The following is a 15,559-nucleotide window of genomic DNA, read 5'->3' as shown; positions in this document are numbered from 1 at the left end:
GAGCGGGGGACCACTCAGGTGTAACCGTCACCGAGCGGAGTCCCAAACGGTGTGACGTACTACGGCGTGTAGTCAGCGCCGTGCCGGAACTTCAAGCTGTTGGAGTAACGATCAGACGATCTGACCGGCTGGTGATAGCCCATTCGGGGCCCCGCCCGCCGCCGGTGCCGTGCCCGCCCCTCACGGGCGTCGGCCGTCCGAGCTACTACCGCCCTTCGTACGTGCCCGCGGGCTGTGACAATCGCCACCGGCCCGCCGCCTGCGCTGTGGTCCGGCTCACCGTCCGGGGCCGGTTGCCCGCGCCCCGGGGCGGCCAATCGTGACCCCGCTCACCCCGGCGCAGTGCGGCCTGCTGTCCGCGTTCGCACTCCCGTGCCAGGCTGGCCGTAGAACCCCTCGACGAGCCCTGCCCGAGACTTCCCCGACGGAGGCAAAGATGGCAGCACCACAGCTCAAGCCCGGTACCTCCTGGGCCGAGACCTACGCCCGCTGCGTACGCGCCGCGCCCGAGGCCTTCACCCCCGACCGGCTGCTCAACCTCGTCCGCGGCGAGTGGCGCACCGTCGGCACCCCGGGCGAGCACACCACACCGCTCGACGGCACCGCCATCCCCGGCCCGCCCAGGGTCGGCATCGAGGAGGCGCACAGCGCGGTCGCCTTCGCGATCGAGCAGCACGGTGTCTGGGGCCGCGTCCCGCTGGAGGAGCGCAAGGTCAGGGTCGCCGCCGCCGTGGACGCCCTCACCGAGCACCGGGATCTGCTGGCGCTGCTGCTGGTCTGGGAGATCGGCAAGCCCTGGCGGCTGGCGTGCGCCGACGTGGACCGCGCCCTGGACGGCGTGCGCTGGTACCTCGACAACATCGACCGCCAGCTCGACGGACGCACCCCGCTGCCCGGGCCGGTCTCCAACATCGCCAGCTGGAACTACCCGATGAGCGTCCAGGTGCACGCCGAGCTGGTCCAGCTGCTGGCCGGCAACGCCGTGGTGGCCAAGACTCCCTCCCAGGGCGGCTTCCACTGCCTCACCCTCGCGCACGCCCTGCTCCGCCGCGCGGGCCTGCCCGTGACCCTGCTCTCCGGTGAGGGCGGGCGGATCGCCGAGGCGCTGATCCGCGCGCCCGGCCTCGGGGCGCTGGCCTTCGTCGGCGGCCGTGCCAACGGCCGCCGGGCCGCCACCACACTCGCCGACCTCGGCCGCCGGCACTTCCTGGAGCAGGAGGGCCTGAACACCTGGGGCGTGTGGGACTTCAGTGACTGGCCGACGCTGGCCGCCCACCTGCGCAAGGGCTTCGAGTACGCCAAGCAGCGCTGCACCGCCTACCCGCGCTACGTCGTGCGGCGCACGCTCTTCCCGGCCTTCCTGGAGACCTACCTGGAGGTCCTCGCGAGCCTGCGCTTCGGCCACCCGCTCGCCGTCGACGACCCCGCCGACGAGCTGCCCGAGCTCGACTTCGGCCCCCTGATCCATGCCGCCAAGGCCGCCGAACTGCACGCCCACTTCGACGCCGCGGTGGCCGCCCGCGCCATCCCGCTGCACCGGGGCGACCTCGGTGAGGGCAGCTTCCTGCCCGGCCAGTCGCTGGACGCCTACCTGCCGCCCGCCTGCGTCCTGGACCCGCCGGCCAGCTGGGCGCTGCACCACTCCGAGCCCTTCGGCCCGCTCGACTCGATCGTCCTGGTCGACACCGAGGCCGAACTCCTCGCCGCGATGAACGCCGGCAACGGCTCGCTGGTCGCCTCGCTGGCCACCGACGACCAGGCGTTCGCCGCCCGGATCGCCCCGGATCTGCTCGCCTTCAAGGTCGGGGTGAACAAGCCGCGCAGCCGCGGTGACCGCGAGGAGGTCTTCGGCGGCCTCGGCGCCTCCTGGAAGGGCGCTTTCGTCGGCGGCGACCTGCTGGTGCAGGCGGTGAGCAACGGGCCGGAGGGTGCGGAGGAGAAGCTGTTCGGCAACTTTCCCTCGTACTCGCTCTACCCGCCCCGCTGACCGGTAGCGGGTTCTGCGGGACGATCGGTCCCATGTATGCCAACACGAGCGATTCCTCGGACCGGCAGGCGCTGGGCCCGAGTGTGCCGGAGCGCCGGTTCGCAGCCCTGCGCGGCTGCGACCGGCTGCTCTCCGGCGTCCGTCCGCAGAGCCTGCGCGAACGCCTCGCCGAGCTGACCGCCGACGCCGAGGCCGGCTACGACCTCGACCGGCGGCCGGACATGTACGGCGACGGTGTGGTGCTCGCGGTCGAGCGCCGCACCGCCGAGCTGCTCGGCACCGAGGACGCCGCCTACTTCCCCACCGGGACGATGGCGCAGCAGGCCGCCCTCCAGGTCTGGGCGGAGCGCGCCGGCAACCGGACGGTGGCCATGCACCCGCTGTCCCACCTGGAGCTGCACGAGCGGCGCGCCTACTCCACGCTCAGCGGTCTGCGCGGGGTCTGGCCGACCACCGCCCGCCGGCTGCCCACCCCCGCCGAGATCCGCGGCAGCGACGAGCGGTTCGCCACCGTGATGCTGGAGCTGCCGCTGCGCGATGCGGGCTTCCTGCTGCCGTCCTGGGCGGAGCTGACCGAGACGGTGGCGGCCGTCCGTGAGCGCGGCGCCCAGCTGCACGTGGACGGCGCCCGCCTGTGGGAGTCCGCGGCGCACCTCGGCCGCACCCTGCCGGAGATCGTCGCGCTGGCCGACTCGGTGTACGTCTCCTACTACAAGAGCCTGCGCGGCCTCAGCGGCGCCGCCCTGGTGGGGGATCGGGAGTTCGTCAGAGCGGCCAAGGCCTGGCGCCACCGCTACGGCGGCCAGCTCTTCCAGCAGTGGCCCGCCGCGCTCTCCGCGCTGGCCGGCCTGGAGCGCGAACTCCCGCGCCTGGGCTCGTACGTGAGTCACGCGAAGCTCGTCGCCCAGGCGCTGAGCGAGCAGCTCGCCACCGTGCCGGGCGCCCGGGTCATCCCCGAGCCGCCGCACACCCACCAGTTCCAGCTCTGGCTGCCGTACCCGGCCCGCGCCCTGAACGAGGCGGGTATCCAACTGGCCGAGGAGCACGGGCTCGGGCTGTTCGGCGGCTGGGACGACGGCGTGCTGCCAGGGCTCTCGATGACCGAGGTGACCATCGCCTCCGCCGCCCTGGAGTGGACGGCCAAGGACGTCCGCACCGCGGTCGAGGCGTTCCTGGCGCTGCTCTGACCCTGCGACAGACTGATCTGACCTGGCGACAGGAAGAAGCCCAGCCCGCCGAGGCGCGTGAAGTGCCTCGGCGGCTGGTTGGCCTGACGGCCAGGAACATGACTGTGGCTCCGGCGGGGATCCGCCGGAGCCACAGTCTGCTAGGTAGTCGATCCGATCAGCGGATCAGTCTCCCGCGGTTCGATCAGTTGTCGACCGGACGGACGCGGATCCAGGTCTCGAGGTAGTTCGAGCTCTCGTTCTCGACCTCGATGCTGGTGCCCGTCTTGGGGACGATGACGCTGCTGTACGGGTTCGACTTGTCGTAGTACGACTTCAGGTCGCTGAACTCGTCGACGCCCTTGGCCTTCGGGATGACGGTCTCGACGCCGGCCTTGTGCAGGGTCAGGCCGTCGGTCTTCTGCGAGCCGAAGGTGGAGTCGTAGCCCTGGACGCGCGGACGCATCAGGGTGCCGTCGGACCACTTCAGCGGGGTCGGGTGCGAGTCGATCGGGAGGACCAGACCGGCGCCCGGGTGGTTGGTGACGTTGTTGTCGGTCTGGGAGGAGTCCCAGAGCCAGATCAGCAGGCCGTCCTGGTTGGCGTAGTGCTCGACCGTGTTGGGCTTGTCCGCGAAACCGAAGTTGTACGGGCCCGTCTTCAGGGTGCGGTCGAACGACGCGTAGGTGCGGTTCTCGGCCAGGTAGTACTGGGCGTAGTCCTTGGAGAACTTGCCCGTGATCCGGGAGAACCCGGTGGCCGTCCAGCCGTTGTCGCCGTTCTCGGCGCCATCGGTGAAGAGGGCGGCACCGTTCGCGGTGACGCTGATGTCGTCGAGCGCGAAGCCCTTGTTGTGCACGCCACCGTCAGTGGTGTTGTGGAAGCGGACCTTGACGGCCTTGCCGGCGTAGGCGTCCAGCGAGTAGGCCAGGTCGCCCCACTTGCCGCCCGAGGTGCCGGTCAGACCGGCCTTGTCGGCCGGGTTCTTCGGGATGGCCACACCGTTGAAGGTGCCGTTCAGCACGGTCCAGGTGGCGCCACCGTCGGTGGAGACCTCGGCGTAGCCGTAGTCGAAGTCCTGCTCCAGGTCGTACCAGCCCTTGGCGGTGAGCGACGCGGAGGTCTTGCCGGTGAGGTCGACGTCGCGGGTCAGCGTGACGTTCAGGTCGTCGGCGCTGCCGCTCCACCACTCGTTGCCACCCGCGAACGGGGTGTTGATCTCGGTGGTGACGGTCTTCTTCGGGAGGTCGACGACCAGAGCCTGGGGCAGGGCGGTGTTGAACTCGACCGGACCGATGTGGTGGGTCGACTCCTTGCCCGCGGTGGCCTTGTCGTACTTGAGCCAGCCGAGCTGCAGCTTGCTCCAGACGTCCAGGTCGTTCGGGGTGTCACCGATCGACTTCTTGCCCTCGCCGAGCCAGGAGCCCGAGGACATCAGGGACCAGAAGCCGACCGAGTTGTCGATGCCGCTGCCACTGGTGTCGTAGAGGTCCGGCAGACCGAGGTCGTGGCCGTACTCGTGGGCGAAGACACCGAGGCCGCCGTTCTCGGGCTGCATGGTGTAGTCGCCGACCCAGATGCCGGAGGCGCCGACCGGGGTGCCGCCGAGCTTGTTGTTGGCGGGGCCGGTGGAGCCGGCCTGGGTGCCGTAGGCGTACGAACGGTGGGCCCAGAGCGCGTCGGTGCCCTGCTTGCCACCGCCGGCCGACTGGTCCTCACCGGCGTGCACGATCTGGAAGTGGTCGATGTAACCGTCGGGCTCGTTGAAGTTGCCGTCGTGGTCGAAGTCGTACCGGTCCCACTGGTCGTACTGCGCGATGGTGGCCTTGATCTGCTCGTCCGTCTGGCCCTTGGCCTTCTGGTCGGCGACCCAGGCGTTGATGCCGTCGCGGATCAGGTCCTGCGCGTTGTTGCAGACATGCTGGCCGCAGTAGTCCGAGCCGTAACGGGCCTCGTTCCACGGCACCTTGACCCAGTCGGTGACCTGGCCGTCGACGGAGTAGCGGCCCGAGGACTGCTTCTCGTAGAAGGTCTTCAGCGAGTCCTTGGTCTTGCTGAAGTACAGGTCCTGGTAGTGGGCCTGGTTGTAGTCGGCCTGCCAGGCGGTCGAGTTGTTGTCCGCGCCGGGCTGCTCGATCTGGTTGTGCGCCGGACCGGGCTGGCCACCGTACTTGAGCTTGCCGTCGGCGGTCTTCGTGGTGTTGTCCACCTGGTCACTGAAGTCGACCAGGATGGTGAAGATCTTGTCCGTGCGCTCACGGCCGAGCTCGACGTACTTGTCACGGCCGAGCTTGACGCTGGTGCTGCCGCCGTGGTTCTCGACCTGGGCCGTGCCGGCGAGCAGCTGCTCGGTGGCGGCCTTCTGCTCGGCCTGGACCTTCTCGGTCAGCGGACCGGGCAGGTCATGGTCGACCTTGAGGCTCTGAACCGCGTCGGCCGGGTCGTTCGGGACGGGGGCCGACCCGGCGGCGTAGGCCGTGCCCGGGAGCAGGCCGGCGCCGAGCGCGGCGATGACCGCCGACGTGGCGACAGCCGCAGCGGCTTTCTTGGATATCTTCAACGTTGTGACGTCCTCCCCAGACCGGTCAGCTCATGGCCGTCCGGTGAACCAATCAAAGACAGGTGGACGTTATTTGACCCAAGGGGGAACAGAAAAGATAGACCTTGACCGTGACATGCGCACGGCGCTATGCTCCGCCGCTCTCGGAACAGCTGATGATCGGTCAAAAGCGTTGGCAGTGCTGGCCCCAGCTGGATGCATCGCATCCGTAGCAGGAACGGCGGCTCGCGCGGGCCGGCCCGGAGGTGCGCGAGGTCACAGATATTGTGACGTCACGTAAAACGGTCCAGGCCCCCGGCAGGAATGCCGGGGGCCTGGACCGTTTAGTTAACAGTTAACTGTTGTTACTTCGTCAGGTCAGGACCCGTCGAAGCGACCGCAGCCGGAGTATCCGCGACGGCGGACTTCTCCTCGCCGCGGAAGGTGAACTTGGCGTCCTTGCCGTCACCCTCCACGCCGACGACCACGATGTGGCCGGCGCGCAGCTCACCGAAGAGGATCTTCTCGGAGAGGTGGTCCTCGATCTCGCGCTGAATGGTGCGGCGCAGCGGGCGGGCACCGAGCAGCGGGTCGTAACCGCGCTTGGCGAGCAGCTTCTTGGCCTCGATGCTGAGCTCCAGGCCCATGTCGCGGTCCTTGAGCCGGCCGTCCACCTTGTCGATCATCAGGTCGACGATCTGGATGATGTCGTCCTCGGACAGCTGGTGGAACACCACGATGTCGTCGACACGGTTGAGGAACTCGGGGCGGAAGTGCTGCTTGAGCTCCTCACCGACCTTCGCCTTCATCCGCTCGTACCCGGTCGCGGTGTCACCGGTGGCCGCGAAGCCCAGGTTGAAACCCTTGGAGATGTCCCGGGTGCCGAGGTTGGTCGTCATGATGATGACGGTGTTCTTGAAGTCGACCACGCGGCCCTGGGAGTCGGTCAGGCGACCGTCCTCCAGGATCTGCAGCAGCGAGTTGAAGATGTCCGGGTGGGCCTTCTCCACCTCGTCGAAGAGCACGACGGAGAACGGCTTGCGGCGCACCTTCTCGGTCAGCTGGCCGCCCTCCTCGTACCCGACGTAGCCGGGGGGAGAACCGAAGAGCCGGGAGACGGTGTGCTTCTCCGAGAACTCCGACATGTCGAGGGAGATCAGCGCGTCCTCGTCACCGAAGAGGAACTCGGCGAGCGTCTTGGACAGCTCCGTCTTACCGACACCGGACGGGCCGGCGAAGATGAACGAGCCGCCGGGGCGCTTCGGGTCCTTGAGGCCCGCACGGGTACGCCGGATGGCCTGGGAGAGCGCCTTGATGGCGTCCTTCTGGCCGATGACGCGCTTGTGCAGCTCGTCCTCCATGCGCAGCAGACGGGAGGACTCCTCCTCGGTCAGCTTGAAGACCGGGATGCCGGTGGCGGTCGCCAGGACCTCGGCGATGAGCTCCTCGTCCACCTCCGCGACGACGTCCATGTCGCCGGCCTTCCACTCCTTCTCGCGCTTGGCCTTCGCGGTCAGGAGCTGCTTCTCGTCGTCGCGCAGGGACGCGGCCTTCTCGAAGTCCTGCGCGTCGATCGCGCTCTCCTTCTCGCGGCGCACGTCGGCGATCTTCTCGTCGAACTCGCGCAGGTCCGGCGGCGCGGTCATCCGGCGGATGCGCATCCGGGAGCCGGCCTCGTCGATCAGGTCGATCGCCTTGTCCGGGAGGAAGCGGTCCGAGATGTACCGGTCGGCCAGGGTGGCGGCGGCGACCAGGGCGGCGTCCGTGATGGAGACCCGGTGGTGGGCCTCGTAGCGGTCGCGCAGGCCCTTGAGGATCTCGATGGTGTGCGGCAGCGACGGCTCGGCGACCTGGATCGGCTGGAAGCGGCGCTCCAGCGCGGCGTCCTTCTCCAGGTGCTTGCGGTACTCGTCGAGCGTGGTCGCACCGATGGTCTGCAGCTCACCGCGGGCCAGCATCGGCTTGAGGATGCTGGCGGCGTCGATGGCGCCCTCGGCGGCGCCCGCGCCGACCAGGGTGTGCAGCTCGTCGATGAACAGGATGATGTCGCCGCGGGTGCGGATCTCCTTGAGCACCTTCTTCAGGCGCTCCTCGAAGTCACCGCGGTACCGGGAGCCGGCGACCAGGGCGCCGAGGTCGAGGGTGTAGAGCTGCTTGTCCTTGAGCGTCTCCGGGACCTCGCCCTTGACGATCGCCTGGGCCAGGCCCTCGACCACGGCGGTCTTGCCGACGCCGGGCTCGCCGATCAGCACCGGGTTGTTCTTGGTGCGGCGGGACAGCACCTGCATGACCCGCTCGATCTCCTTCTCGCGCCCGATCACCGGGTCGAGCTTGGCCTCGCGGGCGGCCTGGGTGAGGTTGCGGCCGAACTGGTCCAGGACCAGCGAGGTCGACGGGGTGCCCTCGGCGGGCCCGCCTGCGGTGGCCGACTCCTTGCCGGTGCCCTGGTAACCGGACAGCAGCTGGATCACCTGCTGGCGGACTCGGTTCAGGTCGGCGCCCAGCTTCACCAGGACCTGGGCGGCGACGCCCTCGCCCTCGCGGATCAGGCCGAGCAGGATGTGCTCGGTGCCGATGTAGTTGTGGCCGAGCTGGAGGGCCTCGCGGAGCGACAGCTCCAGGACCTTCTTCGCCCGGGGGGTGAAGGGGATGTGGCCGGACGGGGCCTGCTGCCCCTGTCCGATGATCTCCTCGACCTGCTGGCGGACCGCCTCGAGCGAAATCCCGAGGCTCTCCAGGGCCTTAGCGGCGACACCCTCACCCTCGTGGATCAGGCCCAGGAGAATGTGCTCGGTGCCGATGTAGTTGTGGTTGAGCATCCGGGCTTCTTCCTGAGCCAGGACGACAACCCGCCGCGCGCGGTCGGTGAACCTCTCGAACATCGTTTATCGCTCCTCAGAGCGGTCGGGCAGTTCGGGGTCGGTCCCCGCCCTGTCCTTCCGCATGCTAGTCCCGCTCAGCGGCGCGGCCCACGGATCTTCCGTACTCGCGTACGGAATCATGCTGCGCGACCAGCCGACACCAATCCCAACCTGATGCTGGGAGACGGTGTTCCCACAGGTAGGCCCGATGCACCCGATACCGCTACGCCATCGGCGAACATCGCCCGCCTCGGCACGGTCGGACGGCCTGCGGCCGGTCTCGCGATCTGCCCCGGTCGGGGCCCAAGGCCCCGCCCACCTGCATTCATACCCGGTAATCCGGCGGATCTCGCGCAGTTTCCGCGGTGGCGGTGTTCGCCTGGCGAGAAGTCGGCTGACGGGCCGCCCGGCGGGGCCGGGGGCCGCTGCCCGGGTGACGGTGGTTCAGGCAGTGCCCGGAAGGGTGCGCCCGATCGGGCCAGGGCCATCCGGGTGGTGGCCGCGTTACCGCTTCGCTCCTACAGCGTTGCACAGCCCATGACTGTTCCGCCCCCCGTGGTGCACCGGGCCCGGGTGGGCGGGGCGTCCGGGGACGGGCCGCCGCCGCCCGGCGTGCCGGGTCCTGGTGCCACCGCGGGGCGCGGAGGAGAGTCCTCCACGCCCCGAGCGTGTGCCTTGCGCGCCCCGTTGCCGGGCCGCTGCCCGCGCCCGGGCCCGCGTGGGCCCCGCGCCGGCGCTCCGGACGCTGCCGTCAGGAGGCGTTGGCCTTCTCGTACGCCTCACGGACGGTGCTGGGGACCCGGCCGCGGTCGTTGACCTCCAGGCCGTTCTCCTTCGCCCAGGCCCGGATCTTGGCGGTGTCCGCCGCGCCCGCCGCCGGACGGGCCGCGGCGCTGCGGCCACCGGTGCGCCGGGTGCTGCTCAGCCGGCCGCTCTGCTTGCGGCCCTTCTCCACGTACGGCGCGAGCAGACCGCGCAGCTTGTCTGCGTTGACGCTCTTCAGATCGATCTCGTAGGCAACGCCGTCGAGCGCGAACGTCACCGTCTCGTCCGCCGAACCGCCGTCGAGATCGTCTTCAAGAATGACCTGCACCCTCTGTGCCACGGGCTTCCCTTTCCGCGTAAACGACCCATTGCCTGAGGAAAGGAAACCGCCTTTCACCGGAAAACACAAACCCCTGCCCCCGCCGGAGCCGGCTCAGAGGTGCAGCAGCATGCGTGAGTTGCCCAGGGTGTTGGGCTTCACGCGCTCCAGGTCGAGGAACTCGGCGACGCCTTCATCGTACGAGCGGAGAAGTTCTTCATAGACATCCGTAGCGATGGCCGCCGGATCTGTCGTACCATCGTCGGTTTCATAGAGCTCCCCGATCTCGACGAAACCGTGTTTCGCGAAGAAGGGGACCTCGAACGTCAGGCAGAAAATCCGACGTACGCCGAGCCAGCGGGCGGTCTGCAGCAGCTTCTCCAGCAGCTGGTGGCCGATCCCGTGCCCCTGGCAGGACGGGTCGACGGCGAGCGTGCGCACCTCGGCCAGGTCCTCCCACATCACGTGCAGCGCGCCGCAGGCGACCACCAGGCCGGTGTCGTCGCGCTCGGCGACCCAGAACTCCTGGACGGATTCGAACAGGGTGACGGTGGGCTTGTCGAGCAGAATGCCGTGGCGCGAGTAGCCGTCGATGAGCCCCCGTACGGCCCGCACGTCGGTGGTCCGCGCCCGGCGGATGGTGACCTCCATGGCGGGACGTTATCGCGTCCCGGTCTCCTGGGTCTCCCCCGTATCGGGGAACAGTGCGGCGACCCGCAGCGCGTCCCGCAGTGCCTCGCGCTGCTCCGGCGACATCAGGCCGAAGAAGTGCACCAGGGCGGCCGCGGGATTGTCGCTCGTCGCCCACGCGTCGTTCATGAGTGCCGCGGTGTAGGCCTCGCGCGAGGAGACCGGCTCATATCGATAGGCCCGCCCCACCTGCTCCCGGCGCAGCCAGCCCTTTCTGTAGAGCTTGTCGAGCACCGTCATCACGGTGGTGTACGCGATATCGCGTTCCGCCTGCAGATCCAGCAGAACCTCGCGAACCGTGACCGGGCGGTTCCACTGCCAGACCCTGGTCATGATGTCGTTCTCGAGTTCACCGAGTTGCCGGACCATAGTGCGCCCAGGATAGGGAATGAATGGGGCAAATCTTGTGAAGTACGGCAAAACCGGCGCGCCGCCACCCGGAATGGGGTGGCGGCGCGCCGGTTCGTGGGCGGGTCAGTCGACCAGGTCCTCCTTGGCCTTCTGGGCCCCGCCCTGGCTGCGGACGATGGCCCGCACCAGGAAGCCGAATCCGATCGCCATCACCAGGGGCGGCACGATCGCGCTGACGTAGTCCATCAGGTCACTCCTCGTCGCTGTGCTCGTCGGCCTTCGCCGCCGGGGCGGCGGCCTTGGGCTCCGGCTTCACCAGCGGGAAGAGCACCGTCTCGCGGATGTTCTTGCCGGTGAGCAGCATGATCAGGCGGTCCACCCCGAGGCCGAGGCCACCGGTCGGCGGCATCGCGTACTCCAGGGCCCGCAGGAAGTCCTCGTCCACCTGCATCGCCTCGACGTCGCCGCCGGCCGCGAGCAGCGACTGGGCGGTCAGCCGGGCGCGCTGCTCGACCGGGTCGACCAGCTCGGAGTAGGCGGTGCCGATCTCGGTGCCGAAGATCACCAGGTCCCACTTCTCGGCGACGCCCGGGATCGAGCGGTGCTGGCGGGTCAGCGGGGAGACCTCGGTCGGGTAGTCCTTGATGAAGGTCGGCTTGATCGCGTTCTCCTCCAGCAGGCGCTCGACCATCTCCAGCACCAGCTGGCCGTGGCCCCAGCTCTGCTCGAACGGGATGCCGTGCTCGGCGGCCAGCTTGCGCAGCTCCTCGACGCCGGTCTCCGGGGTCACCTCGACGCCCAGGTGCGCGGAGATGCCCGGGTAGACGCTGACCTCCGCCCACGGCTCGGCGAGGTCGATCTCGTGCTCCACGCCGTGCGGGTCCAGGCCGCGGATCACCGTGGTGCCGAGCGCGTCGCGGGCGGCGTTGATGATCGTCGCGCGGATCAGCTCGGCCTGGGTGTCGTAGTCGCCGTAGGCCTCGTACGACTCCAGCGAGGTGAACTCGGGGTTGTGGGTCGAGTCCGCGCCCTCGTTGCGGAAGTTGCGGTTGATCTCGAAGACCTTCTCCGCGCCGCCGACCACCAGCCGCTTGAGGTACAGCTCGGGGGCGATCCGCATGTAGAGGTCGATGTCGTACGCGTTGATGTGGGTCTTGAACGGGCGGGCGTTGGCGCCGCCGTGCACCGGCTGGAGCATCGGGGTCTCGACCTCGATGTAGCCGCGCTCCTCGTAGGTGCGCCGGATCGAGCGGACCACCTTGCTGCGCAGGTGGAGGATCTCGCGCGCCTCGGGGTTGACGATCAGGTCGACGTACCGCTGGCGGACCCGGGCCTCCGGGTCGGTCAGGCCCTTGTGCTTGTCCGGCAGCGGGCGCAGGCACTTGGCGGTGAGCTCCCAGCGGTCGACCATGACGGAGAGCTCGCCGCGCTTGGAGGTGATCACCTCGCCCTCGACGCCGACCTGGTCGCCGAGGTCGATGTCGGCCTTCCAGGCCGCGAGCCGCTCCTCGCCCAGCTTGTCCAGGGAGAGCATCACCTGGAGGTCGCCCGAGCCGTCGCGCAGGGTGGCGAAGCAGAGCTTGCCGCCGGTGCGGGAGAGGATCACCCGGCCGGCGACGCCGGCCCGCTCGCCGGTGGCGGTGTCCGCCTCCAGGTCGGGGTGCTTGGCCCGCAGATCGGCGATGGTGGTGGTGCGGGGGAAGCCGACCGGGTACGGGTCGACGCCGGCCGCCCGGAGCCGGTCCAGCTTCTCGCGCCGCACGCGCATCTGCTCGGGGAGGTCGTCGGTCGCGGAAGAGGTGCTCTGATCGCTCACCCCACCAGGGTAGCCAGCCCGCCGGGGTGCTCCGCATCCGGATATCCCCGCGGCACGCGGGATTGTCGATACATGGACAGGGAGGCCGCGCCGGCGCGGCCTCCCTGTCGGCGTACGGGCCCGGTCAGCCGGTGCCGGTGGCCAGTTCGATGTCCTCGGCGGCCGGCTCGGGGGCCGGGGGCCGCGGGCGGCGGCCGAACAGCTCCGCGGGCGTCGGCATCCGGTGCGGCTGCGCCTGCCCGCCGGGCTCGCCGGCCCCGGCGGGGGTGTCCCGGTCGCCGGCCTTGGCGCCGCCGGTCTTACCGGCAGCCTTGTTGCCGGGCTTGGCCGCTGCGGTCTTCGGGGTGGGGGAGTCGGCGGGGCTGCTCATCGGAATCCGTCCTCCAAGTGGGGTGGGGAGACTGCTCGGTGGTGCGGCAGGGCTCGGTACGGCGGTCAGATGGCGTTGGCCGGAGGTGAGTGCCAGGCGCTCGCGAACGGCGGCCTCGGCGAGTGCGTGGCAGCGGCCGGCCAGCCGGGAGCGCCGGGAGTGCTCGGCGTGGCCGCAGGGCTGGCGGGAGAGGCCGCGCAGTGCGGCGAGGTCCTCGGGGCCCGGCAGGTAGCCGTCGGCGATGGCCTCCTCCAGCCGTTCCAGGTATCCGGCCGCGCTACCCGGCAGCGCGGCGCGGTAGCGGGTCAGATCGGCCAGCAGGAAGGCGCGCAGCCGGCCGCCCTCCATGACGGCCTCGTCGATCGCCTCGGTGAGGCGGAGCGCCTCCTGGACGTCCTCCGCCCAGAGATCGACGCCGCCGGCGGTGAACAGGAGGTGGGTCCCCTGGACGGCCGCCGAGGGCAGCTGGGCGGGGCAGGCGGGGTGCAGGGCTTGGGCGAGGGCGCGGCGCAGCACGCGGACTTCGTCGGCGCTGAAGGCCATGCCGCCGCGCGATCCGTGTGGCGTAGGCATGGGTTGACACTACGTGAGGAATATCCGATTTGTCGGTAGTGCCTGGCCAAGACCCCCGTTTGGATCACCGCGCGCCCACCACACGCGAACCGCCCCGCCCCTGCCCTCGACCCCCAGCCCCTGCCCCGCCCCCCGTGCCTCGACCTCGCCCCGCCGACCGCGCCCCGAGCCGAAGGGACGCGCCGGTGCCGAAAGCGAGGAGCGAGGAAGAGAGCGAAGCGAACGCGGGAGCGACGAGTGTCGGCACCGGACCTGAGCGCCCCGGAGGCGAGCGGGCGCGCCAAAGAGAGGGGGAGCGCCCCGGAGGCGAGCGGGCGCCTCCTAGAGCGACTGGTTCCGCTGCCAGACCAGCCGCAGCCCGATCAGCGTCAGCCAGGGCTCGTGCACGTCCAGCGTCTCGGCCTCGCCGAGGACCAGCGGCGCCAGGCCGCCGGTGGCGATCACCTGGACGTCGTCCGGGTCCTTGGCCAGCTCCCGCGCCATCCGGTTGACCAGGCCGTCCACCTGCCCGGCGAAGCCGTACAGGATGCCGGACTGCATGCCTTCGACGGTGTTCTTGCCGATCACGTTGCGCGGGCGGGCCAGCTCGATCTTGCGCAGCTGGGCGCCGCGGACGCCGAGTGCCTCCACCGAGATCTCGATGCCGGGGGCGATCGCGCCGCCCACGTAGTCGCCCCGCTCGTTGACGGCGTCGAAGGTGGTCGCGGTGCCGAAGTCGACCACGACGCAGGGGCCGCCGTACAGGTGGTTGGCGGCCAGCGCGTTGACGATCCGGTCGGCGCCGACCTCCTTGGGGTTGTCCATCAGGACGTGCACCCCGGTCTTCACCCCCGGCTCCACGATCACCGCGGGGACGTCGCCGTAGTAGCGGCGGGTCACCTCGCGGAGCTCGTGGAGCACGGCGGGTACGGAGGAGCAGATCGCCAGGCCGTCCACCTTGCCCTCGGCGACGGCGGTGTGAGAGCCCATCAGCCCCTGCATCAGCACCGCCAGCTCGTCCGCCGTGCGGCGCGGGTCGGTGGAGATCCGCCAGTGTTCGACGACCTCCTCGCCGTCGAACAGGCCGAGCGTGGTCTGGGTGTTGCCGACGTCGATGGTGAGGAGCATGAGCCGCTTTCCGGAGGGAGATGGCCGAGGGACGGACGAGCTACGGGCGAAGGTCCAGGCCGATGTCCAGGATCGGCGAGGAGTGGGTCAGCGCACCCACCGCGAGGTAGTCCACACCAGTCTCGGCGACCGAACGCGCGGTGGCCAGGGTCAGTCCGCCGGAAGCCTCCAGCTTCGCCCGGCCGGCCACCAGCTCGACGGCCTCCTTCAGCTGCGGGACGGTGAAGTTGTCCAGCAGGATCAGGTCGGCGCCGGCCTCCAGCACCGGCGGGATCTGCTGCAGGGTGTCGACCTCGACCTCGACCGCAAGCTCCGGGTAGGCCGCCTTGACGGCCCGGAACGCCTCGGCCACGCCGCCGGCCGCGACCACGTGGTTGTCCTTGACCAGCGCCGCGTCCGAGAGCGCCATCCGGTGGTTGGCCCCGCCGCCGCAGCGCACCGCGTACTTCTGCAGCGCGCGCAGGCCCGGGGTGGTCTTGCGGGTGTCGCGCACCACCGCGCCGGTGCCCTCCAGAGCGTCGGCCCAGGCGCGGGTGGCGGTCGCGATGCCGGAGAGGTGGCAGAGCAGGTTGAGCGCGCTGCGCTCGGCGGTGAGCAGGTCGCGGGTGCGGCTGCGGACGGAGAGCAGCACCTGGCCGGCCTCCACCCGGTCGCCGTCCTCGACGTGCCGCTCGACCTCGAACTCCTCCTCGCAGACCAGCGAGACCACGGCCTCGGCGATCCGCAGGCCGCTGACCACGCCGGCCTGGCGGGCGGTGAAGTCGGCGGTGGCGACGGCGTCGGCGGGCACGGTGGCGACGGAGGTGACGTCCTCGCCGCCGGCCAGGTCCTCGGCCAGGGCCAGGGTGGCGACGTCCTCGACCTCGATCGGGTCGAGACCGGCCTCCTCCAGCAGGTCGGCCAGCTGCGGGTCGAGCCCGCTCTCGTAGCCCTCGCCGTCCCCGCAGGCGCAGCCGTCGCCGCAGCCCCCGCTCTGGTCGGCCAGCGGGAGTTCCTCGTGGGTGTGGGACATGAC

At 70.2% G+C, this 15,559-nt stretch carries 12 protein-coding genes; 2 read left to right on the top strand and 10 right to left on the bottom strand.

The genetic code is table 11. The features are described 5' to 3' along the window. Positions 1-436 precede the first annotated feature (436 nt). On the top strand, positions 437-1,987 hold the full coding sequence (locus ACIBH3_RS17120; protein WP_396312779.1) for an aldehyde dehydrogenase family protein: 1,551 nt from the start codon (positions 437-439) through the stop codon (positions 1,985-1,987). 32 nt (positions 1,988-2,019) lie between these two features. Further along, positions 2,020-3,174, top strand: a complete 1,155-nt coding sequence (locus ACIBH3_RS17115) for a threonine aldolase family protein (protein ID WP_396312778.1) — start codon at positions 2,020-2,022, stop codon at positions 3,172-3,174. Between the two features lie 184 nt (positions 3,175-3,358). Here the strand turns inward: ACIBH3_RS17115 and ACIBH3_RS17110 are convergent, their stop codons facing one another. The 10 genes from ACIBH3_RS17110 to nadC all read right to left on the bottom strand — a co-directional run bounded on the left by ACIBH3_RS17110 (position 3,359) and on the right by nadC (position 15,556). Continuing rightward, positions 3,359-5,713, bottom strand: a complete 2,355-nt coding sequence (locus ACIBH3_RS17110) for an immune inhibitor A domain-containing protein (RefSeq protein ID WP_396312777.1) — start codon at positions 5,711-5,713, stop codon at positions 3,359-3,361. A gap of 344 nt (positions 5,714-6,057) precedes the next feature. Beyond that, positions 6,058-8,574 (bottom strand): ATP-dependent Clp protease ATP-binding subunit, encoded by a 2,517-nt coding sequence (locus ACIBH3_RS17105; protein WP_396312776.1) that lies wholly within the window; start codon positions 8,572-8,574, stop codon positions 6,058-6,060. A 730-nt stretch (positions 8,575-9,304) separates the two neighbouring features. Further along, positions 9,305-9,658, bottom strand: coding sequence for an Lsr2 family protein (locus ACIBH3_RS17100; protein WP_396312775.1), 354 nt, complete (start codon positions 9,656-9,658; stop codon positions 9,305-9,307). Positions 9,659-9,751: 93 nt separating this feature from the next. Then, the gene (locus ACIBH3_RS17095; RefSeq protein ID WP_396312774.1) at positions 9,752-10,288 is read right to left on the bottom strand and encodes an amino-acid N-acetyltransferase; all 537 of its coding nucleotides are present in this window, start codon (positions 10,286-10,288) and stop codon (positions 9,752-9,754) included. Between the two features lie 9 nt (positions 10,289-10,297). Then, positions 10,298-10,696, bottom strand: a complete 399-nt coding sequence (locus tag ACIBH3_RS17090; RefSeq protein ID WP_396312773.1) for a BlaI/MecI/CopY family transcriptional regulator — start codon at positions 10,694-10,696, stop codon at positions 10,298-10,300. Positions 10,697-10,801: 105 nt separating this feature from the next. Continuing rightward, on the bottom strand, positions 10,802-10,924 hold the full coding sequence (locus ACIBH3_RS17085; protein ID WP_396312772.1) for a hypothetical protein: 123 nt from the start codon (positions 10,922-10,924) through the stop codon (positions 10,802-10,804). 4 nt (positions 10,925-10,928) lie between these two features. Continuing rightward, positions 10,929-12,494, bottom strand: coding sequence for a bifunctional lysylphosphatidylglycerol synthetase/lysine--tRNA ligase LysX (gene lysX / locus ACIBH3_RS17080; RefSeq protein ID WP_396312771.1), 1,566 nt, complete (start codon positions 12,492-12,494; stop codon positions 10,929-10,931). A gap of 124 nt (positions 12,495-12,618) precedes the next feature. Then, positions 12,619-13,437 (bottom strand): hypothetical protein, encoded by an 819-nt coding sequence (locus tag ACIBH3_RS17075; protein WP_396312770.1) that lies wholly within the window; start codon positions 13,435-13,437, stop codon positions 12,619-12,621. 321 nt (positions 13,438-13,758) lie between these two features. Beyond that, positions 13,759-14,544: a type III pantothenate kinase gene (locus ACIBH3_RS17070; RefSeq protein ID WP_396312769.1), complete on the bottom strand. Its 786-nt coding sequence runs from the start codon at positions 14,542-14,544 to the stop codon at positions 13,759-13,761. A 40-nt stretch (positions 14,545-14,584) separates the two neighbouring features. Further along, positions 14,585-15,556, bottom strand: coding sequence for a carboxylating nicotinate-nucleotide diphosphorylase (nadC, locus tag ACIBH3_RS17065; RefSeq protein WP_396312768.1), 972 nt, complete (start codon positions 15,554-15,556; stop codon positions 14,585-14,587). Positions 15,557-15,559: the final 3 nt, after the last annotated feature.

Origin of the sequence: Kitasatospora sp. NPDC050543 (assembly GCF_044457565.1) — a bacterium.
In the GTDB taxonomy this organism is placed as follows: Bacteria; Actinomycetota; Actinomycetes; order Streptomycetales; family Streptomycetaceae; genus Kitasatospora.
This window is presented reverse-complemented; position numbering and strand designations above follow the sequence as displayed.

What these genes read in the sequence shown, in the direction of transcription:
- ACIBH3_RS17120 (WP_396312779.1), top strand. Translation starts at nt 437, where the DNA reads ATGGCAGCACCACAGCTCAAGCCCGGTACCTCCTGGGCCGAGACCTAC.
- ACIBH3_RS17115 (WP_396312778.1), top strand. Translation starts at nt 2,020, where the DNA reads ATGTATGCCAACACGAGCGATTCCTCGGACCGGCAGGCGCTGGGCCCG.
- ACIBH3_RS17105 (WP_396312776.1), bottom strand. Translation starts at nt 8,574, where the DNA reads ATGTTCGAGAGGTTCACCGACCGCGCGCGGCGGGTTGTCGTCCTGGCT.
- ACIBH3_RS17095 (WP_396312774.1), bottom strand. Translation starts at nt 10,288, where the DNA reads ATGGAGGTCACCATCCGCCGGGCGCGGACCACCGACGTGCGGGCCGTA.
- ACIBH3_RS17090 (WP_396312773.1), bottom strand. Translation starts at nt 10,696, where the DNA reads ATGGTCCGGCAACTCGGTGAACTCGAGAACGACATCATGACCAGGGTC.
- ACIBH3_RS17085 (WP_396312772.1), bottom strand. Translation starts at nt 10,924, where the DNA reads ATGGACTACGTCAGCGCGATCGTGCCGCCCCTGGTGATGGCGATCGGA.
- ACIBH3_RS17075 (WP_396312770.1), bottom strand. Translation starts at nt 13,437, where the DNA reads ATGCCTACGCCACACGGATCGCGCGGCGGCATGGCCTTCAGCGCCGAC.
- ACIBH3_RS17070 (WP_396312769.1), bottom strand. Translation starts at nt 14,544, where the DNA reads ATGCTCCTCACCATCGACGTCGGCAACACCCAGACCACGCTCGGCCTG.
- nadC (WP_396312768.1), bottom strand. Translation starts at nt 15,556, where the DNA reads ATGTCCCACACCCACGAGGAACTCCCGCTGGCCGACCAGAGCGGGGGC.